19 protein-coding genes are annotated in these 22,754 nt (G+C 70.4%); 10 read left to right on the forward strand and 9 right to left on the reverse strand.

Annotation, left to right across the window (positions count from 1 at the left end; genetic code table 11):
• The first annotated feature begins 74 nt into the window (after nucleotides 1–74).
• Nucleotides 75–1,022 carry a sulfate adenylyltransferase subunit CysD gene (cysD, locus tag FRAEUI1C_RS14045; RefSeq protein WP_013423969.1) on the forward strand — a complete coding sequence of 316 codons (948 nt, stop codon included), beginning with the start codon at nucleotides 75–77 and terminating at the stop codon, nucleotides 1,020–1,022.
• Nucleotides 1,022–2,950, forward strand: a complete 1,929-nt coding sequence (gene cysN, locus FRAEUI1C_RS14050; protein WP_013423970.1) for a sulfate adenylyltransferase subunit CysN — start codon at nucleotides 1,022–1,024, stop codon at nucleotides 2,948–2,950. The genes cysD and cysN overlap by 1 nt, the downstream gene beginning before the upstream one ends.
• A gap of 105 nt (nucleotides 2,951–3,055) precedes the next feature.
• Here the strand turns inward: cysN and FRAEUI1C_RS14055 are convergent, their stop codons facing one another.
• Nucleotides 3,056–4,174, reverse strand: a complete 1,119-nt coding sequence (locus tag FRAEUI1C_RS14055; RefSeq protein WP_013423971.1) for a sulfotransferase family protein — start codon at nucleotides 4,172–4,174, stop codon at nucleotides 3,056–3,058.
• A 32-nt stretch (nucleotides 4,175–4,206) separates the two neighbouring features.
• Entirely contained in the window at nucleotides 4,207–4,698 is a 492-nt protein-coding gene (locus FRAEUI1C_RS14060; RefSeq protein ID WP_013423972.1) for a cupin domain-containing protein, read from the reverse strand.
• A 238-nt stretch (nucleotides 4,699–4,936) separates the two neighbouring features.
• On the opposite strand from FRAEUI1C_RS14060, the gene FRAEUI1C_RS14065 reads away from it, so the two are divergent.
• From FRAEUI1C_RS14065 to FRAEUI1C_RS14075, 3 genes are all read left to right on the forward strand, one after another.
• Nucleotides 4,937–5,365, forward strand: coding sequence for a Zn-ribbon domain-containing OB-fold protein (locus FRAEUI1C_RS14065; RefSeq protein ID WP_013423973.1), 429 nt, complete (start codon nucleotides 4,937–4,939; stop codon nucleotides 5,363–5,365).
• A 32-nt stretch (nucleotides 5,366–5,397) separates the two neighbouring features.
• Complete coding sequence (locus FRAEUI1C_RS14070; RefSeq protein ID WP_157734932.1) at nucleotides 5,398–6,132, forward strand: metallophosphoesterase family protein; 735 nt, start codon at nucleotides 5,398–5,400, stop codon at nucleotides 6,130–6,132.
• Between the two features lie 88 nt (nucleotides 6,133–6,220).
• Entirely contained in the window at nucleotides 6,221–7,684 is a 1,464-nt protein-coding gene (locus FRAEUI1C_RS14075; protein ID WP_013423975.1) for an aldehyde dehydrogenase family protein, read from the forward strand.
• A gap of 178 nt (nucleotides 7,685–7,862) precedes the next feature.
• Here FRAEUI1C_RS14075 and FRAEUI1C_RS14080 read toward each other — a convergent pair whose 3' ends face one another.
• Genes FRAEUI1C_RS14080 through FRAEUI1C_RS14095 form a run of 4 tightly spaced genes read right to left on the reverse strand, consistent with a single transcriptional unit; the run spans nucleotide 7,863 to nucleotide 12,818 of the window.
• On the reverse strand, nucleotides 7,863–8,672 hold the full coding sequence (locus FRAEUI1C_RS14080) for an enoyl-CoA hydratase-related protein (RefSeq protein WP_013423976.1): 810 nt from the start codon (nucleotides 8,670–8,672) through the stop codon (nucleotides 7,863–7,865).
• Nucleotides 8,673–8,718: 46 nt separating this feature from the next.
• On the reverse strand, nucleotides 8,719–10,425 hold the full coding sequence (locus FRAEUI1C_RS14085; protein ID WP_013423977.1) for a class I adenylate-forming enzyme family protein: 1,707 nt from the start codon (nucleotides 10,423–10,425) through the stop codon (nucleotides 8,719–8,721).
• Nucleotides 10,426–10,442: 17 nt separating this feature from the next.
• On the reverse strand, nucleotides 10,443–11,684 hold the full coding sequence (locus FRAEUI1C_RS14090; protein ID WP_013423978.1) for an acyl-CoA dehydrogenase family protein: 1,242 nt from the start codon (nucleotides 11,682–11,684) through the stop codon (nucleotides 10,443–10,445).
• Nucleotides 11,685–11,696: 12 nt separating this feature from the next.
• Nucleotides 11,697–12,818, reverse strand: coding sequence for an acyl-CoA dehydrogenase family protein (locus FRAEUI1C_RS14095; RefSeq protein WP_013423979.1), 1,122 nt, complete (start codon nucleotides 12,816–12,818; stop codon nucleotides 11,697–11,699).
• 84 nt (nucleotides 12,819–12,902) lie between these two features.
• On the opposite strand from FRAEUI1C_RS14095, the gene FRAEUI1C_RS36260 reads away from it, so the two are divergent.
• The 4 genes from FRAEUI1C_RS36260 (at nucleotide 12,903) to FRAEUI1C_RS14115 (ending at nucleotide 17,611) form a co-directional block, all read left to right on the forward strand.
• On the forward strand, nucleotides 12,903–14,483 hold the full coding sequence (locus FRAEUI1C_RS36260) for a class I adenylate-forming enzyme family protein (protein ID WP_013423980.1): 1,581 nt from the start codon (nucleotides 12,903–12,905) through the stop codon (nucleotides 14,481–14,483).
• The gene (locus FRAEUI1C_RS14105) at nucleotides 14,480–15,259 is read left to right on the forward strand and encodes an enoyl-CoA hydratase/isomerase family protein (RefSeq protein WP_013423981.1); all 780 of its coding nucleotides are present in this window, start codon (nucleotides 14,480–14,482) and stop codon (nucleotides 15,257–15,259) included. The genes FRAEUI1C_RS36260 and FRAEUI1C_RS14105 overlap by 4 nt, the downstream gene beginning before the upstream one ends.
• Nucleotides 15,250–16,479, forward strand: a complete 1,230-nt coding sequence (locus FRAEUI1C_RS14110) for an acyl-CoA dehydrogenase family protein (protein WP_013423982.1) — start codon at nucleotides 15,250–15,252, stop codon at nucleotides 16,477–16,479. Before FRAEUI1C_RS14105 ends, FRAEUI1C_RS14110 begins: the two co-directional genes overlap by 10 nt.
• 271 nt (nucleotides 16,480–16,750) lie before the next feature.
• On the forward strand, nucleotides 16,751–17,611 hold the full coding sequence (locus tag FRAEUI1C_RS14115) for an RpnC/YadD family protein (RefSeq protein WP_232425425.1): 861 nt from the start codon (nucleotides 16,751–16,753) through the stop codon (nucleotides 17,609–17,611).
• Nucleotides 17,612–17,963: 352 nt separating this feature from the next.
• On the opposite strand, the gene FRAEUI1C_RS14120 is transcribed toward FRAEUI1C_RS14115, so the two are convergent.
• From FRAEUI1C_RS14120 to FRAEUI1C_RS14130, 3 genes are read right to left on the reverse strand one after another with little or no spacing between them, the layout of a single operon-like run.
• Complete coding sequence (locus FRAEUI1C_RS14120; protein WP_013423984.1) at nucleotides 17,964–18,512, reverse strand: nuclear transport factor 2 family protein; 549 nt, start codon at nucleotides 18,510–18,512, stop codon at nucleotides 17,964–17,966.
• A gap of 42 nt (nucleotides 18,513–18,554) precedes the next feature.
• A complete protein-coding gene (locus tag FRAEUI1C_RS14125; RefSeq protein WP_013423985.1) occupies nucleotides 18,555–19,955 on the reverse strand; it encodes an amidohydrolase family protein in 1,401 nt (466 codons plus the stop codon).
• 38 nt (nucleotides 19,956–19,993) lie between these two features.
• Nucleotides 19,994–21,277, reverse strand: a complete 1,284-nt coding sequence (locus tag FRAEUI1C_RS14130) for an amidohydrolase family protein (RefSeq protein WP_013423986.1) — start codon at nucleotides 21,275–21,277, stop codon at nucleotides 19,994–19,996.
• A 257-nt stretch (nucleotides 21,278–21,534) separates the two neighbouring features.
• Here FRAEUI1C_RS14130 and FRAEUI1C_RS14135 point away from each other — a divergent pair, with 257 nt between their 5' ends.
• Entirely contained in the window at nucleotides 21,535–22,731 is a 1,197-nt protein-coding gene (locus tag FRAEUI1C_RS14135) for an amidohydrolase family protein (protein WP_013423987.1), read from the forward strand.
• Nucleotides 22,732–22,754: the final 23 nt, after the last annotated feature.

The following is a 22,754-nucleotide window of genomic DNA, read 5'->3' on the forward strand; positions in this document are numbered from 1 at the left end:
CGTCATGGGGGCGGACAGGAGACCTACAGAATGCTCGGGACGTCGACCGCACGTGTCCTGATCGAGGCGCCGTCATGACCGCTCAGAGGGATGGTATGGCGGCGAAGATGCTCTCCAGCAGTGCGCATCTGTCGCATTTGCGGCGTCTGGAGGCGGAGAGTATCCAGATCTTTCGGGAGGCTGTGGCGGAGTCTGAGCGGGCGGTGATGTTGTATTCGGTCGGTAAGGACAGTGCGGTGATGTTGCATCTGGCGGTGAAGGCGTTCTTTCCGTCGAAGCCGCCGTTTCCGTTGTTGCATGTGGACACGACGTGGAAGTTCCAGGCGATGTATGCCTTCCGGGACCGGCATGTCGCGAACCTGGGTCTGGATCTGTTGGTGCATCAGAATCCGGATGCGGTGCAGCGGGGGATCAATCCGTTTGATCACGGGTCGGCGATGCACACCGACATCTGGAAGACCGAGGGCCTGAAGCAGGCGTTGGACAAGTACGGGTTTGATGTGGCGTTCGGTGGGGCGCGTCGGGATGAGGAGAAGTCGCGGGCGAAGGAGCGGGTGTTCTCGATCCGGTCGGCGGCGCATCGGTGGGATCCGAAGGACCAGCGTCCGGAGCTGTGGCGGTTGTACAACGCGCGTAAGGCGCCGGGGCAGTCGATTCGGGTGTTCCCGTTGTCGAACTGGACCGAGCTGGATATCTGGCTCTACATCCACCGGGAGAACATCCCGATCGTCCCGTTGTACTTCGCGGCGCCGCGGCCGGTCGTGGAACGCGACGGCACGCTGATCATGGTCGATGACGAGCGGATGCCGCTGGCGGCGGGGGAGATCCCCGAGCAGCGCTCGATCCGGTTTAGGACGCTCGGCTGCTACCCGTTGACCGGGGCGGTCGAGTCCGAGGCGTCGACCCTGCTGGAGATCGTCCAGGAGATGTTGTTGACGACGTCGTCGGAGCGCCAGGGCCGGGTCATCGACCACGACTCGTCGGGGTCGATGGAGAAGAAGAAGCACGAGGGATACTTCTGATGGCGCATGCGACGGATGAGCTGCTCGCGACGGACGTCGAGGCGTATCTGCGCCGGCATGAGGACAAGTCGATGCTGCGGTTCATCACCTGCGGCAGCGTGGATGACGGCAAGTCGACGCTGATCGGCCGGTTGTTGTACGACGCGAAGCTGGTGTTCTCCGACCAGTTGGCCGCGTTGGAGTCGGACTCGAAGAAGGTCGGCACCCAGGGCGGCGAACTCGACTTCGCGCTGCTCGTCGACGGCCTCGCGGCCGAGCGGGAGCAGGGCATCACGATCGATGTGGCCTACCGGTTCTTCTCCACCGAGAAACGCAAGTTCATCGTCGCCGACACCCCCGGCCATGAGCAGTACACCCGCAACATGGTCACCGGCGCCTCCACCGCCGATCTCGCCGTCATCCTGATCGACGCCCGCAAGGGCGTCCTGACCCAGACCCGGCGCCACAGCTACCTCGTCTCGCTGCTCGGGATCCGCCACGTCGTGCTCGCGATCAACAAGCTCGACCTCGTCGACTACTCCCAGCAGACCTTCGACGAGATCGAGGCCGACTACCGGACGTTCGCCGCCCAGATCGGCCTCGAAGGTGACGCCATCCGCGCCATCCCGCTGTCGGCGCTGCGCGGCGACAACATCACCGAACTGTCCACGAGTACGCCGTGGTACACCGGACCCACGTTGGTCGGCTACCTGGAATCCGTCCAGATCGCCGACACCGCGGGCGACGGGCCGTTCCGGCTACCGGTCCAGTGGGTCAACCGGCCGAACCTGGACTTCCGCGGCTTCTGCGGCCAGGTCGCCGGCGGGATGATCCGCCCCGGGCAGAAGATCCGAGCGCTGCCGTCGGGCCAGGAGTCCGTCGTCACCCGGATCGTCACCGCCGACGGCGACCTCGAGGCGGCTTACGCGGGCCAGTCGGTCACCCTCACGCTGGCCGACGAGATCGACGTCTCCCGCGGCGACATCCTCGCCGCCGCCGACGCCCCGGCCGAGGTCGCCGACCAGTTCGCATGCCATTTGGTCTGGATGGGCGGCGAGCCGATGCTCCCGGGCCGGCCCTACCTGCTCAAACTCGGCACCCGCACCGTCAACGCGACCCTCGCCCCACCCAAATACAAGGTCAACGTCAACACGCTGGAACAGACCGCGGCGAAGACCCTGGAACTCAACGAGATCGGCGTCGCGAACCTCACCCTCGACCGGCCCGTCCCGTTCGACCCCTACACCGTCAACCGCGACACCGGCGGCTTCATCCTCATCGACAAATACACCCACGCCACCGTCGCCGCCGGCCTCCTACACTTCGCGCTCCGCCGGTCGCACAACATCCACTGGCAGGCCGTCGAAGTCAACAAAACCGCCCGCGCCGCCACCAAGGGCCAACGCCCCGCGGTCATCTGGTTCACCGGACTGTCCGGCGCCGGGAAATCCACCATCGCCAATTTGGTCGAGAAGAAGCTGCACGACGAGGGCTTCCACACCTACCTCCTCGACGGCGACAACGTCCGCCACGGCCTCAACAAAGATTTGGGCTTCACCGAAGCCGACCGCGTCGAGAACATCCGCCGCATCGCCGAAGTCGCCAAACTGATGGCCGACGCCGGCCTCATCGTCCTCACCAGCTTCATCTCCCCCTTCCGCGCCGAACGCCAACTCGCCCGCGACCTCCTCGACAACGGCGAATTCATCGAAGTCCACGTCGACACCCCCCTACACGTCGCCGAAGCCCGCGACCGCAAAGGCCTCTACGCCAAAGCCCGCCGCGGCGAACTAGCCAACTTCACCGGCATCGACTCCCCCTACGAAGCCCCCCACAACCCCGAAATCCACCTCGACGCCTCCGGCACCACCACCCCGGCAGCCTCGGCCGAAACGGTCGTCGCCTACCTCCGAGAGGCGGGCCTGCTCACTTCGGCGGCGGGTGAATGACCGCGCTCGACGATCACTCCGTCGACGCCGCCCCGCGAGGTCTGGGCCGTGCATGTCGCCCTCGCGGTCCACGGGCGGCCGTCGTCGGCGCGGTCGGGCTGCCCGCTAGCGGAAGCAGTGCGAGGCGAACCGCTCCAGGTACGGCGCGAACGCGTCGGTGACGCCCGCGGCGGTCAGGCCGTATTCCTCCAGCGAATAGCGGTGCGCCGGACGGGCGCCCTGACTGTTGGCCTCGGCCCACCGGCGCATGCTGAGGCGCACCTCGTCATCGAGCGTCAGCCCGGTGAACTCGTAGATCCGCTCGGCCGTCCCGACAGGATCGGATTCGATCTCGTGCTGCCCGACGTCGAGGAACCGCTCCGGCCCGATGGCCTCCCGCGCGGCCATCGCCTGCTGGACACCCACCGACCAGTGTTCGAGCAGCGAAGGGCCGAACGCGGCGTCGGGCGACCAGCTGGGAGTCCGCTGACGGCGGGCGGCGGCCACCGTGCTGCAGGTCGACGCGAGGGCGGCCACCGGATCGCGATGGGTGAAGACGAACCGCGCGTCCGGATAGTGCGCCGCGGCCTCTGGGAGCAGGAAGACATAGGCCGGCGTCTTGAGCAGCCAGCGGTGCGGCGGCCGGTGCGCGTGAAGAAGGCGCAGCACCCGCTCCTGGTACGGGAAGAGATCCGGATGCGCCGTGCCGCGCCACCAGGTGGCGTGCGAGGGCACAGGCAGCGTCAGCTCGGCGTGGTCGAAGGCCAGCGCGTGGATCGGCCAGTCCTCGGCCGGGCCGTCGACCGCCACGATGTGACGCGGGTTCGCCGCGGGCGGCACCCGGGGCCGGCGTGGGTCGTCGTGCTCCCGGCCGAGGACGGGCGGGGGCACCGGATTGTTGACCTCCCAGGGGCGCAGATAGCGGAACCCCGGATCATTGGCCAGCAGGAAATGCAGCGCGGTCGTGGCCGTGCGCGGCAGCCCGACGATCATCAGGGGACCGTCGATCGGATCGGCCGCCTCCCGCGCGTGTTCGGAGTACCACTCCTCGATGCGCATCCGGGTCACCAGCCGTTGGACCAGGAGCGCCTCGATCCTCTCGACGGCCTCGGGATCGTCACTCGCGTCGCGCTCGGTCGCGGAGACCAGATTGTCGAGCCCGCCGCGCCATCCACCGGGTCCGAGATCGGTGAGCCCGCAGGACTCGTGCGCCCGAGCGACAAGACTTTCGGCTGAGGAGACCACGAGGGAACTATAGAGAACTTAAGCTTCTTGACTCAAGACGGTGGCTCGGCGGGTGGATCGAGGATCCAGCCGCGGCGGCGGTAGTCGCGGACGCGCGGGTCGTCGTCGTCCCACCGGGTCTGGGTGGCCCGCGCGCTGGCGAAGATCTCCAGGACGGTCGCGCCCACCGGGCCCGGGGTTAGCGGGCCGTAGGCGACATCCGGCGCCACGACGACCAGCTGGCCCGCCGTCAGCGTGACGCCCTCGACGATGAGCGATCCCTCGAGGACGATCGACGCCGTCCAGTCGGCGTGCGCGTGCCAAAGCCGTGGTCCGCTGCCTGGTGCCATCCGGGCGTGGGTGAAGCGCGCGGCGTCGGGATCGGCGCGGTCGCCCAGGATGAGCGAGAACAGGGTCGCGATCACGTCGCCGGGCTGTCCCTGCGGGTGCCTGCCCTCGTTCCAGTCGACGATCCGCACCCCGGGCCGCTCGCGCAACGGGATGGTCTCGGGAGTGGCCGGTGTCCGGGTGGGTGTCTCGGTCACGCCGGCTTCCCCTCTCGCTCTGCTTGCCCGGAAGGCTCCGTGAAACTAAGGTAACGTACTCAAAGACGATAAGGCGCGTGGACGGGATATTGACAGTCGAAGTGAATGGTGATACCGACGCCGATCGCCGTTCGTCGAGTGTGACCGGGTCGGCTGGGCGATCGCCCGTAGCCGGATTGTGTCCGGCATGACCGGCCGGATCGCATACGTCACCCGCACGAGAGGGAGTCGAGCACGGATGACGACCACCAGCGAATACGGCCGCCCGATCCCGGTTCCGGACGAGTCGTCCGCCGGCTTCTGGGAGGCCGTCCGCCGGCACGAGCTGGCGTTCCAACGGTGCCAGCACTGCGGGCGGTTCGCGCATCTCCCGGTGGCCTTCTGCCGTGGCTGCCACAACCTCGACAACCCGTCCTTCGCGTTCGAGCGGGTGGGCGGCCGCGGTCACGTGGTCAACTGGACGGTGATCCACGACCACATGGTCGCCGGCTTCCAGGGGAGCGAGCCGTTGGTCCATGTGCTGGTCCGGCTGGACGAGCAGGAGGATCTGCTCTTCCCGGCGACCCTCATCGGGGACACCGAGAAGCTGGAGCTCCTCGCGCCGGTCGAGATCGTCTTCCGGGACGTCGCCGACGGGGTGACCCTCCCGTACTTCCAGCTGCTTTGAGTCACGCGCCGAGCACGCCGATGACGCCGAGCATGCCGATGACGCGGCCGCGCCCAGCGACCCTCCTGCACACGGCGGACGTGCACCTGGGCAACGGCGACGGCGGCCCGCAGGGCCGGGAGGCCCGCGCGTTCTCCCGCGCGGTCGACCTCGCGATCGAGCGCGACGTCGACGCGCTGTTGATCGTGGGAGACCTGTTCGACCACGGCCGGCTCCCGGAGGACCTGCTGGCCTGGACCGCGAAGGAGCTCAACCGCGCCGAGCGCCCGGTCGTCCTGCTGACCGGCAACCACGACAACCTGAACGACGCGTCCATCTACCACCGTTTCCGGGTCACCGAGCGGTGCCCGCACGTGCTCCTGCTCGACGACCCGCGGGGATCGGTCGTCGAGGTGCCGGGAACCGACGTCGTCGTCTGGGGCCGGGCGCTCGTCGAGCACGAGCCGCGCTACCGCCCGCTGGCCGGCGTTCCGGACAAGCCGGCCGGCCGGTGGGGGGTCGTGGCCGGTCACGGGCTGGTGCTGCGCCAAGACCGGCGCAGCCATCACTCCTCGCCCATCCTGCCGTCCGAGATCACCGCGATCGACTGGGACTACGTCGCGCTCGGCCATCACCATGCGCACGTGGTGTTCCGCGACCCACCGCGCCCCGCGCTCTACCCCGGCGCGACCGCCTACTCCCTGCGGGGGCGGGCGGGCGTCGTCGTCGTGAGCTTCGAGCCCGGGACGGGCGTCAGCTTCACCTGGGTCGCCCTCGGCGACGACTGATGTCCACCGGTGCCCGGTGCTCGGGAGCCCGTGGGCTCGGCACAAGGGCCTATCCCGCAGCCAGCTGCGGCCGCAACAGGGAGTCCAGATGCTTACGAGGGACAAGCTTTTCATCGATGGCCGGTGGGTCGCGCCGGCCACGACCGAGACGCTGAACGTCATCAACCCGGCTACGGAGGAGGTCTTCGGGTCGATCCCGGCGGCGGGCGCGGCGGACGTCGACCGCGCGGTCGCGGCGGCGCGCCAGGCGTTCGAGGGGCCGTGGCGCAGGCTCGACCCGACCGAGCGCGGGGCGATGCTGCTGCGCTTCCTGGACGAGCTGCGCAAGCGCTGGGACGACCTCGCCCCGATCTACACGGGCGAGGCGGGCTTCACGATCACCACGTCCCACAAGATCGAGGGCATCGTCAGCCAGCTGGTCAACTTCTACGTCGACCAGGCCGCGGTGTACCCGTGGATGGAGCGCCGTCCGTGCCATGACGTCGAGCAGGGACACCTCGACGTCATCGTCCAGCAGTACCCGGTCGGCGTGGTCGGGGCGATCGTGCCGTGGAACGGCCCGCAGCTCATCACGATGATGAAGCTGGCGCCCGCGCTGCTGGCCGGCTGCACGGCCGTCCTGAAGACGGCGCCCGAGGCCAGCCTCAACATGGCGTACTACGGCGACGCGTGGGAGGCGGCCGGCCTGCCCGCCGGCGTCCTGAACATCCTGACCGGCGGCGCGGCCACCGGGGCCCTGCTCGCCGAGCACCCCGGTGTCGACCGGGTGTCGTTCACCGGCAGCCCGTCGAACGGCCGTAGCGTCGCCCTCGCCTCGGCCAGGCAGTTGAAGGGCGTCACGCTCGAGCTCGGCGGCAAGTCGCCGGCGATCCTCCTCGACGACGCCGACATCGAGGCAGCGGCGTTGAACTGCGCCTACACCTTCCTTCCCGGCGCGGGGCAGCAGTGCATCGCCAACGCTCGGGTTCTCGCGCCGCGGGCCCGCTATGACGAGGTCGTCGACGCCTTCGCCGCGGTGTACGACAAGTTCCCCATCGGCGACCCGATGGACCCGAACACCCGGGTCGGGCCCGTCATCTCGGCCCACTCACGCGACCGGGTGCTCGGAATGATCGAGGCGGCCAAGGCCGAGGGCGCCAAGGTCGTCAAGGGTGGCGGCCGGCCCGCCGGCCTCGACCGCGGCTTCTACGTCGACAAGACACTGTTCCGCGACGTCGACAACTCGATGAGCATCGCGCAGAACGAGGTCTTCGGGCCGGTGTGCGTCATCATCCCGCACGACGGCGACGAGGACGCCCTCCGGCTCGCGAACGACTCGATGTACGGCCTCGGCGGCAGCGTCTGGTCTGCCGACCAGCAGCGCGCCTTCGACGTGGCCAAGGAGGTCCGCTCCGGCGCGCTCGGGATCAACGGCTTCACCCTCGACCCCGCCGGCCCACTCGGCGGCTTCCGCGACTCGGGAATCGGCTGCGAGCGCGGCGTCGAGGCCTTCCGCGACTTCCTGCAGCCGAAGGGCATCCTGGTTCCTCGCGACGGCTCGATCGTCATCTGAGACGCCTGTCGACGTCCTGCCGCACGGCAGGACGTCGACATGATCGCCGTTCTCGCCCTCAGGTGGTCGTGAATCGGGCCTGGTCGCAGCCGTTTGAGGGCCAAACTCGCGATCATTCCGGTCGGCTGGCCGGTGACGGACGCCCGCGGCGAGGTGCCGCCGCGGGCGCCGGTGAACGTCAGCCCTGGGCCGGCACTCCGGGCGGCGGGAGCAGGTCCTGGCGGGGGGCGTACTCGGGTGGGCGTCGCTCCTTGCGGGCGTGCAGGGCCTCCTTGGAGTCCGGATGGCCGCTCATCAGGGCGGTCAGGCGCTGCTCGTAGGTGTAGCCGCTCTTGATGTCCGCGTGCTCGATCGCGTTCAGGCCTCGCTTCGCGACCCGCATCGCCGTCGGGCTGTGCGCGGCGATCAGCCGGGCCTCGGCGTAGACCTCGTCGAGCAGCTGGTCGGGTGGAACGACGGCCTGGATCGCGCCGAGGCTGTAGAGCTCGGCCGCGGTCAGCGGCTTGCCGGTGAAGAAGGCCCGGCGGACCGTCGGCTGCGTGACCCAGCGCCCGAGGTGGCGCGCCCCGCCCATCACACCGACGGTGATCTCGGGGAGACCGATGACCGCGTCCGCCGCGGCGATGAGGTAGTCGCAGGAGGCGGCGAGCGCGAGCCCCGTGCCGACCGCCGTGCCGTGGATCGCGCCGATGACCGGGACCGGGCAGTCCTGGATGGCGAAGAACGCCTCGCGGACGTGCCACATCCGCTCGCTCGCGTTGTCGGGGGTCATCGTGGCGAACTCGCCGAGGTCGTTGCCGCCGCAGAAATGCGCGCCCCGCCCGGCGAGCACCATCACCCGGACGTCGTCGGCGAACGCGTCGGGATTCGCGAAGACTCGCTGGATCTCGTCGTAGAGCGCGATGTTCACCGCGTTGACCGGCGGTCGGTTCAGCCACACGGTCGCGACCGTGCCGTCGATCTCGACGTCGAGATACTGAAGATCCATGGTCCCTGGCTTTCTTGATCAGTGGCGTGAACGAGAACGGGTCGGATCAGGCCGTGACCTGGTCGGACAGAAGCCTCCGCGCCAGCGCGACCAGTGCGCGACGGTCGACCTTCTGGCTGACGAGCCATGGAACCTGCCCGTCGGTGATCGGCAGGATGTGCTGGGGGATCTTGTAACTCGACAGCCGGCCGCGCAGCCGCCCGCGCAACGACTCGCCCAGCGCCGCTCCGTCACGCGCGAGCCCGGACGGTTCGGCCGAGCCGAGGCGGTTCACGGGAGCGACGCCACCGGAAGGCACGACGAGGGCGATCACCCGTTCGCCTCGGATCTCGTCCGGGACGCCGACGACGAACGCGAGCTTCACCTCGTCGTCCGCCAGCAGCAGGCTCTCGACCTCGGCCGGCGCGACGTTGGAGCCGCCGGTCTTGATCAGGTCGTTCTGCCGGCCGGTGAAGAAGAACCAGCCGTCGCGGAAGTAGCCCCGGTCGCCGGTGTGGTACCAGCCGTCGGCGTCGAAGACGGTGGCCCGGTCCCGCTTGTGCAGGCCCAGCAGGAGGCTGTAGCCGCGGACGAGGACCTCGCCCTCCGCTCCCTCGGGAAGGTCGTGCCCGGTCTCCGGATCGACGATGCGGTGCTCGATGCCGGGGACGGGCCGTCCGAACGTGCCCCGGTACGCCTCGGGTGCGCCGGCGGCCTCCTCGGCGGCGGTCTTGAAGGTGTGCGGCCCGCAGGTCTCCGACATGCCGAGCGAGCCGATCGCCAGGCCGGGGTCGGGTGGGCGCCGGTCAGGCGCGACCGCCTCGTACAGGCCGGCGCGCAGTGCCCGCAGGTCGGTGCTGGGGAAGTCGGCATGCTCCAGCAGGGCCTTCGTGACGCCGGGCCAGGCCGCCACGTCGGTGACCCGCTCGTCGGCCAGCAGCCGCAGGGCGGTGCCGGCGTCGAACGTCTCCTGGGTGACGAAACAGGCGCCCCTGGTCAGGGCGCGCAGCAGGCCGAAGACGAAACCGCCGACCCAGCACAGCGGCATCGGCGTCCAGATCCGGCAGGTCTCGCCGATGCCCCCCAACGCGCCCAGGTTGAAGGCGTGCGTCAGGAGCGGGCCGTGACCGTGGACGACGCCTTTCGGCTCTCCGGTGGAGCCGGAGGTGTAGGTGACGAGCAGCGGGTCGGCCGGCGTCACGTCCTCGCCCATCGCGGTGACCACCGCGTCGAGTCCGCCGTCGACCCGCGGGGGCGCGGGCGTGACCGAAAGCCGGCTCGCCCAGACCGGCAGCGCCGACCCGGTCAGCGAGATCCGGCGCAACTGGGGGAGTGAACCGAGCAGGAGCGGCCCGCCGTACCGATAGGCGGCCAACTCCGGCGCCACCGCCTCCAGCCGGGCGACATAGTCGTGGTGCAGGAAGGCTGACACGCCAAGCAGCACCTGCAGATCGCTGTGCCGCAGGAACCGGGCCAGCTCGGTGGCCTGGTAGAAGGTGTTCACGGGCACGGTGACGGCACCGAGCCGCGCCGCGGCGGCCCAGGCGATCACCCAGTCGACGCCGTTCGGGAACAGCAGGCCGACCCGGCTGCCCTTGCCGATGCCCTGGGTGGCCAGTTCGGCGGCGAGCCGGGCCGAGCGGTCGTCGAGCTGGGCGAACGTCATCCGCTCGGTCGGGGTGACCACGCAGTCGCGCGGCCCCCACCGCTCGGCGGCGGTGCGCAGGAGCTCGGGCACGGTGGGCCGGAAGTCCGGCGAGGGTGGCAGGTCCACGGCAGTCGAGCGCCGGCTCAGTTGTGCGGGACCTGGTTGAACGGGATGTTCCGGTCGAGGCTCGGCTCGCGGGGAAGGCCGAGGACCTTCTCGCTGACGTTGTTGCGCAGGATTTCCGCCGAGCCGCCGGCGATGGGCGCGCTGCGGCTGGTCAGGTAGCCCTCGACCCACCCGCCGGCGCCGGCGTCGCCCGGTTCCCAGGTCACCGCCGCGGCGCCGCCGATGGCCAGCGCGGCCTCGGCGCCGCGCTGCGACAGGGCGTCGTTGCCCATCTTGAGCAGGCTGCCGTAGCCGTGGTCGAGCCGGCCGGTCTCGATGCCGTGCGAGACCCGGGCCGCGACGAGCTTCTGGACCTGGAGCATCACGTGCAGCCCGGTGACCGTGCGCCGCGCGCCGTCGTCACCCGCGAGGCCCCGGCTTCTCACCAGGGCCACCAGGTCGGAGACGTCCGCGCGGAAGTCGACCCGTTTGGCCCCGCCTCGCCCGACCCAGGCGTGCTCGATCTCCAACAGGCCCCGGATCACCCGCCAGCCCTGGTCCTGCTCGCCGACGAGGTTCGCGGCCGGCACCTCTACGTCGGTGAAGAACTCCTCGCAGAAGTGCTCCTCGCCGTTGATCTGGCGGATCGGGCGGATCTCCAGGCCCGGCGCCCGCAGATCGACGATCAGCAGCGAGATCCCGCGGTGCTTGGGCACGTCCCAGTTGGTGCGCACCGGGCACAGCGCGAAATCGGCGAAGTGCGCGCCGGTGCTCCACGTCTTCTGCCCGTTGACGAGGAACGTGTCGTCGCGCCGGTCGGCCCGCGTGAGCAGGCCGGCGAGGTCCGAGCCTCCGCCGGGCTCGGACAGCAGCTGCAGCCAGATCTCCTCGCCGGACAGGATCCGGCGCAGGTGGCGTTCCTTCTGCGCGTGCGTCCCATAGGCGGCCAGTGTCGCGCCCAGGATGTTGATCGAGACCCCGAAGAACCGGGTGGGGACGTCGTAGCCGGCCGCCTCCTGGAGGAACACCCGTTCGTGGTCCAACGTCAGGCCCTGGCCGCCGTGCTCGACGGGGAAGGTGAAGCCCGCGTACCCGGCCGCGTGAAGCAGGGCCTGAATCCGCTTCGCCTCCGCGACGCGCTCGGGGGACGGGTCGCCGACGAGGTCTGGATCGGCCCCTTCGACGCGGTTCAGGTTCGCGGCCAGCCATTCTCGGGCTCGGACGCGGTAATCGTGCAGCTGCGCCGGCTCGGTCCGGTCGGTCGTGCTGGCTGTGCTCATCGGCGCGCCTCCTCAGAATCCGACCGCGGTGGCCAACCGGTCCAAGTGGTAGTCCACACCCCCGAAGATCACGGCGTTGGTCTCGGTCCGGCGCAGGAACAGGTGCAGGTCGTGCTCCCAGGTGAAGCCGATCCCGCCGTGCATCTGCAGGCAGTCCCGCACGACCGCGGGGCACCGGTCTGCGACGTAGGCCTTGGCGAGGGACGCCGCCTCGGGGGCGCCCTGCTCGGACTGCGCCGCGGCGAGTGCCGCGCTCGTCGCGGCCTTGGCCGACTCCAGCCACAGCAGCATCTCCGCCAGCCGGTGCTTGAGCGCCTGGTAGGACCCGATCGGGCGGCCGAAGGCCTTGCGGTCCTTCACGTACTGAAGCGTCATCCCGTAGAGCCGATCGGTCGCTCCGACCGTCTCGGCGCACTGCAGCGCGAGGGTCAGCGCGAACTGCAGGTCCACCTGGGCGCCGGCCGCGCCTGGTTCACCGACCACGTGGGACGGCGGGACCTCGACGCCGTCGAAGCGGACCCGGCTGTAGCGACGGGTCAGATCGAGCCCTTCCAGCGGGGTCACCGTGACACCGGGCGTGTGCGCGTCGACGAGCAGCTGGGTCGCGCCCGCGCCGGCCGTCCGGACGGTCACCAGCAGGTGATCGACGGCGTCGGCGTCCTGCACCGGAGTCTTCACGCCGTCCAGCCGGAAGCCGGTGCCGGTCCGCGTCGCGCTCACCGTCGCGTCCTCGGCGCACCAGCGTTCGGCCGGCTCGCAGATCGCCCACGTCGCCGTCTCCTGCCCGGTCACGAGCAGGGGCAGGAGCTCCTTGGCGAGGTGCTCGGCCCCGGCGCGGGCCAGCGCGTAGGCGACGACGTTCGTGGGCAGCACCGGTCCGGACAGGAGCGCGCCGCCCAGCTCCTCGGCGACGATGCCGAGATCGCGGACACCCTCGCCCGACAGCGTGCCGCCACCCAGGTCCTCGGGCACCAGCATCGACGTCCAGCCGAGCTCGGCGCCGCCGGTCAGCAGGTCGCCGTCGACGCCGCGACCGATCCGCTCCCGGACGACGGGCATCGGCGCGCGTGCCGCGAGGAACTTCCGGGTCGTGGCCTGGAAGAGCCTCTGGTCGTCGGACAGGTCGAGGTCCACGTCGCGGTTCCCTCCCTCGCTTGGGTTCGCTGGAGTCTCTCACATAGTTAAGGCGTCACGCTCAATTTCTTCTATAGTGGTCCGGTGACCGAAGCGACGCCCGAGCCGTCCAGCCTGGCCGAGATCGCGCTGCTGCGGGTGCGCCGCAGCGACTCGGCTCCCTTCCTCATGACGATCGACGAACGCCAGCCCCACGAGGTGCGCGCCCGTTCGTACGGCGAGATCGCCGAGCGGGCGGCCGCGCTGGCCGGCGTCCTCGCGGCGGCGGGAGTCTCGCCGGGCGAGCGGGTCGGCTGCTATCTGTCTAATGCGCCCTGCTGGGTCGTCGGCGCGCTGGGAACCTGGTGGGCCGGCGGGGTGGTCGCCGCCGTCGGCACCCTCGTGCCGGGACCCGAGGCGGCCCGGCTGTTCGAGCTCGCGGGCGTCTCGACCGTCGTCGCGGTTGCCGGGGCACCCGAGTTGCCGGCGACGTTCAGGGTCGTCACGATCGACCAGGAGGGCGACGGCGTGGCCGCCCCGGCTCGTCCCGCCGGCGGTCCCGGACCCCTCGACTTCCGCCTGCCCGACCCGGACGAGCTGGGGGCGATCTTCTTCACCTCGGGGACGACGGGCGCGCCCAAGGGCATCACCTACACCCATGGCGACTTCGTGACGGGGGCGAAGCGGGTCGCCGGCGGCTACGCCCGCAAGGCGACCTACCGTCCGGACCCGGCGCCCGCGCACCTGGCGCCCGGAGTCGTGTTCAACCCGTTCGGGCACACGGCCGGATTCCTGCGGCTGGCGTTCCGGATGTGGATCGGCCGGCCCACGCTGCTGATCCCGAAGTTCACCGTGCCGGCCGTGCGGGCGTACTTCGCCCGGTTCAGCGCCGACTCGCTCCAGCTGACGCCGACCATGATCCACATGTTGGCGACGAGTGGCGAGCCGATCGAGCTGCGCGGGGTCCAGTACGTCACCTCGGGCACCGCCCCGCTCTCCGTCGCGACCCGCGACCGGTTCGAGCAGCGGTTCGGCGTGCCCGTGCTCGACGCCTACGGCATGACCGAGGTGGGCGTGGTGAGCCAGGAGCGGCTGGAGGACGTCCGCGCGGGCCTGCGGCGGCCGGGATCGGTGGGGCGCCCGGCGACCGGAGTGGACATCCGGATCCGGCCGCTCGACGACGAGGAAAGGCCCGCCGGAGAGGGCGAGATCCTCGTACGTACCAAGGACATGCCGGCCGAGTTCGTCGGCGGCGCGAAGGTCCCCGTCGACGCGGAGGGATGGTTCGCGACCGGCGACGTCGGGCGCCTGGAGGACGGTCTGCTCTACGTCACCGGCCGGGCCCAGGAGAAGATCATCGTGGGTGGCTTCAACGTCTACCCCGCCGAGGTCGAGGACGCCGCGCGCCGGTCGCCCCTCGTCACCGACCTCGTCGTCGTCGGCCTGCCCGACGACCGGCTGGGCGAGCGGCCGGTCGCCGGCGTCGTCTGGGCGGGGGCGCCCGACGAGGAGGCCCTGCTGCGGGAGCTGCGGACCGGGCTGGCGCACTACAAGGTCCCGCGCGGGACCTTCGCGCTCGACGCCGTGCCGCTGACGCCACGGGACAAGGTCGACCGCCGCCGGGCCAGGGAGCTGGCCCGCGCCGCGCTCGACCAGGTGACGGCGGACGGGGGCGTTGCGCGATGACCGACGAGCTCAACGTGGAGCGCCGTGGCCGCGTACTCGTGGTCACGCTGGACCGCCAGCAGCGGATGAACGCGCTGAGCCAGCGGATCCAGACGACGCTGCGCGAGACCTGGACGTCGCTGCGGACCGACCGGACCATTCGCGCCATCGTCATCACCGCCGCCGGCCGCCGGGCGTTCTGCACCGGCATGGACCTCCAGGACTTCGCCGAGCGCGGCGGCCCGCGCGAGATCAACCCGGACGTCCACGCGGAGCTGCGCCAGACGCCGCTGGAGTGCGACGTGTGGCTCCCGACGATCGTCGCCGTGAACGGCGTCTGCACGGGGGCGGGCTTCCACTTCGTCGCCGACGCCGACGTGGTGGTCGCCTCGACGGACGCCTGGTTCGTCGACACCCACGTCAGCGTCGGCCAGGTCACCGCGATCGAGCCGATCACGTTGCTGCCTCGGATCGGGCTGGGCAACGCGCTGCGTCTCGCCGTCCTCGGTCGCAAGGGCCGCCTCGACGCGGCCGAGGCGCTGCGGATCTCGCTCGTCGACGAGGTGGTCGAGCCGGACCGGCTGCTGGACCGGGCCCTCGAACTGGCCGACATCGCGGCGTCGGGATCCCCGGCCGCGATCGAGGCGTCGAAGCGCGCCATCCGGTCCGCCCTGGAGCGGCCGATGGCACAGGCCATGCAGTACGGGTGGGACCTGCTGATCGAGCATCGGGCCCATCCGGACTGCAACGAGGGCCCGCTGGCCTTCGTCGAGCGTCGGGAGGCGAGATGGCAGTGAGCGGGAGCATCGGCTCCGAGGACGTCGAGCGGGACGTGCAGGAGTTTCTCCGCGCACACCTGCCGGCGGAGTGGGTCGCGGCGATCGGCCGCGGCGACACCGGTGCGGTGGGTGCGTTCAGAGACCAGCTCGACCTCTCGGCGTGGTGGGTGAGCCTCGCCGACGCGGGGTACGTGACGCCGACCTGGCCGGCCGAGTACGGCGGCCTCGGCGCGAGCCGGGCGGTGGGCGGCGCGATCGGACGCGTGCTCAGCGGCTACCGGGTGCCGCGCTTCACCAACCCGGTCGGCGTCGACCTGGTCGGGCCGGCCCTGCTGCGGTGGGGCACGGACGGGCAGAAACGGCGGTTCCTGCGCCCCATCGCGCGGCACCAGGAGATCTGGTGCCAGCTGTTCTCCGAGCCCGGCGCGGGCTCGGACCTGGCGGGCCTGTCGACGAAGGCGGTCCGGGACGGCGACCGGTGGCTGGTCAGCGGCCAGAAGGTGTGGACGAGCCTCGCCCACCTGGCGTCCCACGGCCTGCTGCTGGCCAGGACGGATCCCGACGTGCCGAAGCACAAGGGGATCACCGCGTTCCTGCTGCCGATGGACCAGCCGGGCGTGACCGTCCGCCCGCTGCGCCACATGGCCGGTGACATCGAGTTCAACGAGGTCTTCCTGGACGACGTGCCGGTCGCGGACGAGCTGCGGCTGGGCGAGGTGGGCCAGGGCTGGCAGGTCGCCGTCTCGGTCCTGCTCAACGAGCGGCAGGCGACCTCGGGGTCCGGCGGAGCGCTGCCCGGGACCGTGACCGGGCGGTCCGTCGAGGCGCTGATCCGCCGGCACGCGCCCGTCGACGACGTCGGCCTGCGGGAGCGTCTCGTGCAGGCCTTCATCGAGGACAAGCTGCTCTCCCTGACCGGCCGCCGCGCCGCCGCCCGGCGCCGCGCCGGGGGTGGCGTCGGCCCGGAGGGGTCGGTCCTCAAGCTCCTCTACGGCGAGCACGCCCGGCGCCTGCAGGAGCTCGCGTGCGACCTGGAGGGCGCCGGCGGCCAGGCCTGGGTCGAGGGCGACCGGTGGCGCCAGAACACGGCCTGGTCGTTCCTGCGGGTGCAGTCCAAGACCATCGCGGGCGGCACGTCCGAGATCCAGCGCAACATCATCGGCGAACGCGTCCTGGGCCTGCCCAAGGAGCCGGACGTCGACCGAGACCTCCCCTGGTCCCAGGTCCGCCACTCCTGAGGGAGGACTTCTCGCGTAGGACGGCCTCGATCTGTGAGCGGGCCGGCAGCAGCCGTCAGAAGGTCAGATCGTCCCAGTAGATGGTCATCGGGATGGGGTTGGTGATCTCTGGCGCCCCGGTCTCCCTTTGTCCGTCGCCTCCATTGGTGACTGACCCGGCAGTCTGTCTGACCCATCAGGTATGGTCGCTCGTATGCCGACAAACGAACACGAGACGCCACTGGACCTGGTCCGTCTCGATCCGTCCCTGCCTGGCTGGGTGCAGGCCGCGGTGCTCGGCGACGCGACCCCGGCGTTCGACCATGCGGAGCTGTTCGACCCGAACATCCGCCCGAGCACCTACCAGGGCGACGCGCTGGTGGTGTTCCGCGACAAGAACAAACAGGCGGTCCACGCGATCGTCTTCGAGATCCAGCGTGACCGGTCGCTCGCCAAGCTCGCGTCATGGAAGCTCTACATCGGTCATTTGGAGGCGCGGTTCGGAGTCCAGGCCGCGCTGGTGGTGCTCGTGCCTGACCGGGCGACCGCCGATTGGTACGACAGGCAGATCGCGGCGCAGACCGGCAGCGGAGCGCTGCTGCGACCACGGTTCTTCATCCCCGCTGATGTGCCGCGCATCCTCGACGAGCGGGACGCCGCGGCCCATCCGGCACGCGCCCTGTTCGCCGACCTGTGCAACCTCGATGAGGATGATCTCAACTGTGATGTGGACGCCGAGGACGTTGATGAGATGTTCCCGGCCATGGTGGCGGCGCTCGGTCAGCTGGACCCGTCCACGTGGGCTTTCTACGATGATGAGATTCGGGGCCGGCTGCCGGCGGCAGCGCAGGCGCGTTGGGAGGCGTTCGTCATGACCACCGCTATGGGTCCGAGGTATCGAACCGAGCTCTACAACCAGATCGACGCCACGGCCGAGGCGCGTGGCCGGGCCGAGGGCCGCGCTGAGGGAAGGGCTGAGGGAAGGGCTCAGGCGGCGCGGCTGCTGCTGACGTTGCTGGAGAAACGCGGTGTGGCGGTACCGGCCGAGACCCGGCAACTGATCATGTCGTGTACCGACAGCGACCGGCTTGATCTCTGGTTCGACCGAGCCTTCACGGCGACGACCGCCGAGGACATTGTCCGGGCCGAGTAACAGAGCCCTGGCCGGCGCCCCCTCGCGGGTGGAGCCAAGGCTGGCCACCGGTCGACGTCGAGATCCTCACCTGTTCGGACGACTACTCCCGGTTCGCCCTACGCGTCACCGCACACCTGAAGATCACCGGGAAGATCCCGGGGTCTCGGTACAGCGGAAGACTGACAGCGCGGTCTGCACCAGTGACGAATGCGCCGGATCAGCCTGACCTGTGAGTGCCCTGGTTCGCTGTCGTGGTCATCGCAGCTTCCGACCCGTCCAGACTCCTGCCCGGTCTGGATCACGTCACCCTGCTGGAGCACGCCAACATCGACGTGCGCATTGTGAGCGACGATCGCTGCGCCCATGCGGGCTACGTCGCGTCGGCCGCGGCTGGGCTGTTGACGACGAGGGGCCGCAGGTAGGAGGTGTCGGTGCGGTCCTCGGAGATGACGTTGACCAGCGGCACCGCGCCGCCGAGATCCGGGTGGAAGACGGTCGTCTCGGCGCGCCACTCCGGCAGGCAGACCCTGCCCGCGATCGCCCAGCGCCCGTCCCGGCGCTCGAAGCGGTCGACGTAACGGCCGCCGTAGACCTTCAGCGGCTCGTCCGGGTCGCGTTCGGTGGCCACGAACAGGTAGTACGTCTCGACGTGCGCCTCGTCGCCGGCCAGCTCGATGTGGTGGTTCGTGACGTAGTGCTGGTGGCGGAACTGCTGGCGGTGGTACGCGAACGACCAGTCGAGGAACGCGTCGACCGGCCCGACGAAGCCGGCATGATCGTCGATCGCGTCGTCGTGGTACGCGGAGCGGGCCAGGTCACGGTCCAGCCGGTCCATCCCGCGGGCGTACCGGGCCAGGCAGTCGATGATGTCCGCCCGGTCGGCCAGGCGCAGGAGCCGCTGCTGGGTCGCGTCGTCCATGGGACCGCCATCCGGATCGGGGTGTGTGGCCGGCATGGGCCGCTACCTGCCGGTGACCAGGCCGTGGCGGTCGAAGGTCTCCAGGACCCCCTTCGTCCAGCCGAGGACGTTCTCGTTCTTGACCTTGTCGGCCAGGCCGGCCAGGTCGACCTTGTAGAGGCGGGCGGCGTTGCCCGCCACGATCTTGCGCTTGGCCTTCGCGGTGAGCTTGGGGTAGCCGTACCGCTCGCACATCGCGTCCGGGATCTGGAACTTCCGGAAGGCGTCCAGCACCGGCTGGGTCGGCCCGTACCAGATCGCGTCGGTGCCCCAGACGATGTTGTCCTCGCCGAGGTGAAGCAGGAGCTTGCCGAGGACGTGGGCTGCCTCGACCGGGCGGCTGACGAGGCAGAACCAGGTGGTCCCGAGCTCCGCGTACACATTGGCGCCCGGTCCGAGACCGGCGCCGCGGACGGACTCGATCAGCCGGTTGACGCCGATGTCGGCCGCCTCCGCGGTGAACGGGACCTCGCCGAGGCCGGGCTCGTAGCCCGAGTGGTAGACGACGAAGTTGATGTCCGGGAAGTCCCGCGCGGCCGGGCCGACGTCGCTCGGTGAGCCGGACGCCACCAGCCCGCTGACGCCCTTGTGGGCGCAGACGAGGTTGACGCCGGTCGCCCGGACCTGCTCCAGGAACGGCCGGCCGGTCTGGTCGTCGTCGAGCCGCCAGGCGAAGTCCTGGTCGTAGCCGACGTACTGGTCGCTCATCTGGCCGAGCGTGTAGACCTTCCAGCCCGACGGCCGGTAGGCGGCGGTCCAGTCGTGCATCCGGTCGATCTCGCCCATGTTGGGCCGCACGACGGTGTGGTTCAGCAGGCGGCCGGAGCCGGCCATCCGGTCGAACAGCTCGCGCATGCCGGCCATCTCGCGGTTGGTCAGCAGCATCTCGCCCTCGGTGGTGCCGGGGGTCGAGCTGATGACCGCGAGGGCGGTCTCGCTCTCCACGAACACGCAGCGCAGGTACTCCGCCATCGTGAAGGCGGTGACCCCCTCGAGCCCGGTCCACCAGTCGGGCCCCAGGTGCCGGTAGCTCCCGAGGACGTGGTCCTGGAAGGTACGCAGGCTCGGGCGGCTCGCGACCCAGTGCGTCTGCACGTCGATGACCGGGCCGTCGGAGACGAAGGCCTCCTCGGCCGCCGCGTCGTCCAGCGCCGCCTCCGCCGGGACCTCGTAGAAGGCGTCGCCCGCGGCCTCGTTCAGCGCCAGCAGTCCGGCGGCCGTTCCCCGGCGGCCGGCCCAGTAACGCTGGATCGGCGCCTGCGTGCGTTCGGCGGCGTCGGCACCTGTCTCGGCGGCCGTCGCGCTCGCGTGCAGCTGGGTCGCGGTCCGCGGGGGAGGGACGTACTCGTCCGTGCCCAGCGGCGTGAGGAACGCGGGTCCTAAGCTGTCCTCGCCTGTTGCCATGATCTCCGTCCTCCTGGGTCAGGGCGCGCGCTGGGGGATCAGGTCCCGGCGATCGAGATGCGGCGGCCGTCGCGGTTGTCGCCGAGGTAGGCGAAGGCGGGGTCGTCGGGGACCTCGTCCGGCCGCAGCGGCGTCGCGACCTCGTCCACGGTCGGGCCGACCCGGTCGGCGACGCCCTGCAGGAGGTCGAGGTCGGCGCCGTACAGCTCGGCGGCGTTCCCCGCGAGCAGCGTGCGGATCTCGTCCTCGGGCACGCCCGGCAGCAGCCCGCGCAGCACCTTGCGGGTGTGGGGGGCGGTGCCCTCGTGGTGCGGGAAGTCGGCGCCCCACATCAGCCGGTCCATGCCGATGTCGGCGCGCCGCTGGACGTCGCCGCCGATCAGCAGCGAGCTGACCCAGACGTTGCGGCGGCAGTACTCGCTCGGCAGCAGCTTCAGCCTGGAGATCGCCTCGCCGGCGAACATCTCGGGAATCGTGCCGGGCACCCGTGCGCCGCGGGCGAAGCCGTCGAGCACGGGCATCTGGTCGAGGACCCAGCTGCCGGTGCCCAGCTCGGTGAAGGTGAACCTCAGGTCGGGGAACCGGTCGAAGACACCCGAGAAGACGAGCTGGAACAGCGTGCGCTGCCCGAAGTAGAGGGTCTCGTAGACCCCGCAGGCGTGCGCCACGTCGACCGAGTCGCGCTCCTCGTCCGAGCCGACGATCGAGCCGTGCCGGCCGACCGGCATGCCCAGTTCCTGGCACAGCGCCCAGATCGGGTCGTACTTGGCGTAGTACAGGTTGTGCAGCTTCAGGTGGTGGTCGGAGGGCAGCAGCACGCCGCGCATCCCCGACTCCTTGGCCCACCGGATCTCGGCGAGGGCGTCATCGATGTCGTCGATGAGCAGCTGGGCGAGCCCGAACCGGCGGCCGGGGGCCTGGTCGCAGAAGTCCTTGAGCCACCGGTTGTGGGCCCGGATCCCGGCCCAGCGGCGCTCGTACTCGGCCTGGTTGCGCGGGCCAGGCGCGGCCAGCGCGCCGTTGGGGAAGAACGGCGGCACCGTGTTCGGGAAGATCACCTCGGCGGCGATCCCCTCGGTCTCCAGCGCTTCCAGGCGCTTGCCCGAATCCCAGTTGAGCGGCGACATGTACGACGACACGCCGGCCTTCCACTCCGACTCGGTGTCGATGTCACCCCAGAGATCGAAGTAGTTGTCGGCCCAGTGGTCGAACTCCTCGTGCCACCGCGGCTCCAGGTACTGCTTGTAGTCGCGGAGATCCGCGCCAGCATGGCAGTCCGTCGAGATGAGCACGTAGCGACGGCCAGTGGAGTGGCTCTGCATCTGGGACTCCAATGGGTGAAGTGACGGCGGCGTCGGGGCCTGCGAACGCCACGCGCCGGAGATAATACGCCTGGCTTAACGATGGAACAACGGCCCTTGGCGGCGCAAGCGACGCTCGCCGGTCGGCTGGTGCACGGTGTCAGGCGCTCGACGAGCGAGCGTAGTCGACGCCGGGGTCGGGTTGCCAGGGGCTGTTGCGTCGCGCCGGGCCGGCGTGGTGGACTGTATAAGCTCAGGAACTTAAATAAGGGGAAGCCGTGACGGATGGTTCAGTTGACTGCCCGATCAACGACGCCGACAACCACATGTACGAGACGCAGGACGCGTTCACCAGGCACCTGCCGGCGCGGTACTCGGGCCTGATCAAGTACGTGCAGGTGAACGGCCGGACGAAGATCGCGGTGAAGAACGCGATCTCCGACTACATCCCGAACCCGACGTTCGAGGTGGTCGCCCGGCCCGGCGCCCAGCAGGACTATTTCAAGAACGGCAACCCCGAGGGCCGGTCCCGCCGGGAGATCCTCGGCGAGCCGATGCGCGCGGTGGACGCCTACTTCGCCCCCGAGCCACGCCTGAAGCTGATGGACGAGCTGGGCATCAACCGGGCGATCATGTGGCCCACCCTGGCGAGCCTGCTGGAGGAGCGCCTGGCCGACGACCCGCGGGCGATGCACGCCGTCGTCCACGCGTTCAACGAGTGGATGTACGAGCAGTGGACCTTCAACTACCGGGACCGCATCTTCCCGACCCCGGTCATCACCCTGCCGATCGTCGAGAAGGCGATCGAGGAGCTTGAGCTCGTGGTCAGCCGGGGGGCCCGGATCGTGCTCATCCGGCCCGCTCCCGTGCCGGGTCTGGAGGGCACCCGCTCCTTCGCGCTGCCCGAGTTCGACCCGTTCTGGGCCAAGGTCGTGGAGGCGGACATCGCCGTCGGGATGCACGCCTCCGACGACGGGTCGACCCGTTACCTCAACGTGTGGGAGGGCGGCGGCGGCGGGGAGTTCCTGCCGTTCAAGTCGCAGAGCGCGTTCGAGGAGGTCTTCCGCCACCAGCACCGGGGCATCCTCGACGCGATGCTCTCGGCGGTGTGCCACGGCCTGTTCACCCGGTTCCCGTCGCTGCGGGTCATGCCGGTCGAGAACGGCTCGGTGTGGGTGGGGCCGCTGCTCGACGTCCTCGACCACACCTATGGCCGCAACCCGCACCTGTTCGACGAGGACCCGGTCGCGGCCTTCCGGCGCAACGTGTGGGTGCACCCGTTCCACGAGGACGACCCGCTCGACGTCGTCCGGCTCCTCGGCGCCGGCCGCGTCCTGTTCGGCTCGGACTACCCGCACCCCGAGGGCCTGGCCGCACCGGCCGACTACTTCAAGCGCCTCGACGGGCTGCCGCGGGCCGACATCGCGCGGATCATGGGCGGCAACCTCGCCGACGTCATGAAGTTCGCGGCCTGAGGGACCGGCCGACCTCATGGTGA

It is taken from the genome of Pseudofrankia inefficax (genome assembly GCF_000166135.1).
Lineage (GTDB): Bacteria > Actinomycetota > Actinomycetes > Frankiales > Frankiaceae > Pseudofrankia > Pseudofrankia inefficax.

Excerpts from the sequence above, each read along its gene's own strand:
- FRAEUI1C_RS14070 (WP_157734932.1), top strand. The coding sequence starts at position 5,398 with ATGCCGATGACGCGGCCGCGCCCAGCGACCCTCCTGCACACGGCGGAC.
- FRAEUI1C_RS14065 (WP_013423973.1), top strand. The coding sequence starts at position 4,937 with ATGACGACCACCAGCGAATACGGCCGCCCGATCCCGGTTCCGGACGAG.
- FRAEUI1C_RS14110 (WP_013423982.1), top strand. The coding sequence starts at position 15,250 with ATGGCAGTGAGCGGGAGCATCGGCTCCGAGGACGTCGAGCGGGACGTG.
- FRAEUI1C_RS14120 (WP_013423984.1), bottom strand. The coding sequence starts at position 18,512 with ATGGACGACGCGACCCAGCAGCGGCTCCTGCGCCTGGCCGACCGGGCG.
- FRAEUI1C_RS14080 (WP_013423976.1), bottom strand. The coding sequence starts at position 8,672 with ATGGATCTTCAGTATCTCGACGTCGAGATCGACGGCACGGTCGCGACC.
- FRAEUI1C_RS14090 (WP_013423978.1), bottom strand. The coding sequence starts at position 11,684 with ATGAGCACAGCCAGCACGACCGACCGGACCGAGCCGGCGCAGCTGCAC.
- FRAEUI1C_RS14075 (WP_013423975.1), top strand. The coding sequence starts at position 6,221 with ATGCTTACGAGGGACAAGCTTTTCATCGATGGCCGGTGGGTCGCGCCG.
- FRAEUI1C_RS14125 (WP_013423985.1), bottom strand. The coding sequence starts at position 19,955 with ATGGCAACAGGCGAGGACAGCTTAGGACCCGCGTTCCTCACGCCGCTG.
- cysN (WP_013423970.1), top strand. The coding sequence starts at position 1,022 with ATGGCGCATGCGACGGATGAGCTGCTCGCGACGGACGTCGAGGCGTAT.
- cysD (WP_013423969.1), top strand. The coding sequence starts at position 75 with ATGACCGCTCAGAGGGATGGTATGGCGGCGAAGATGCTCTCCAGCAGT.
- FRAEUI1C_RS14105 (WP_013423981.1), top strand. The coding sequence starts at position 14,480 with ATGACCGACGAGCTCAACGTGGAGCGCCGTGGCCGCGTACTCGTGGTC.
- FRAEUI1C_RS14130 (WP_013423986.1), bottom strand. The coding sequence starts at position 21,277 with ATGCAGAGCCACTCCACTGGCCGTCGCTACGTGCTCATCTCGACGGAC.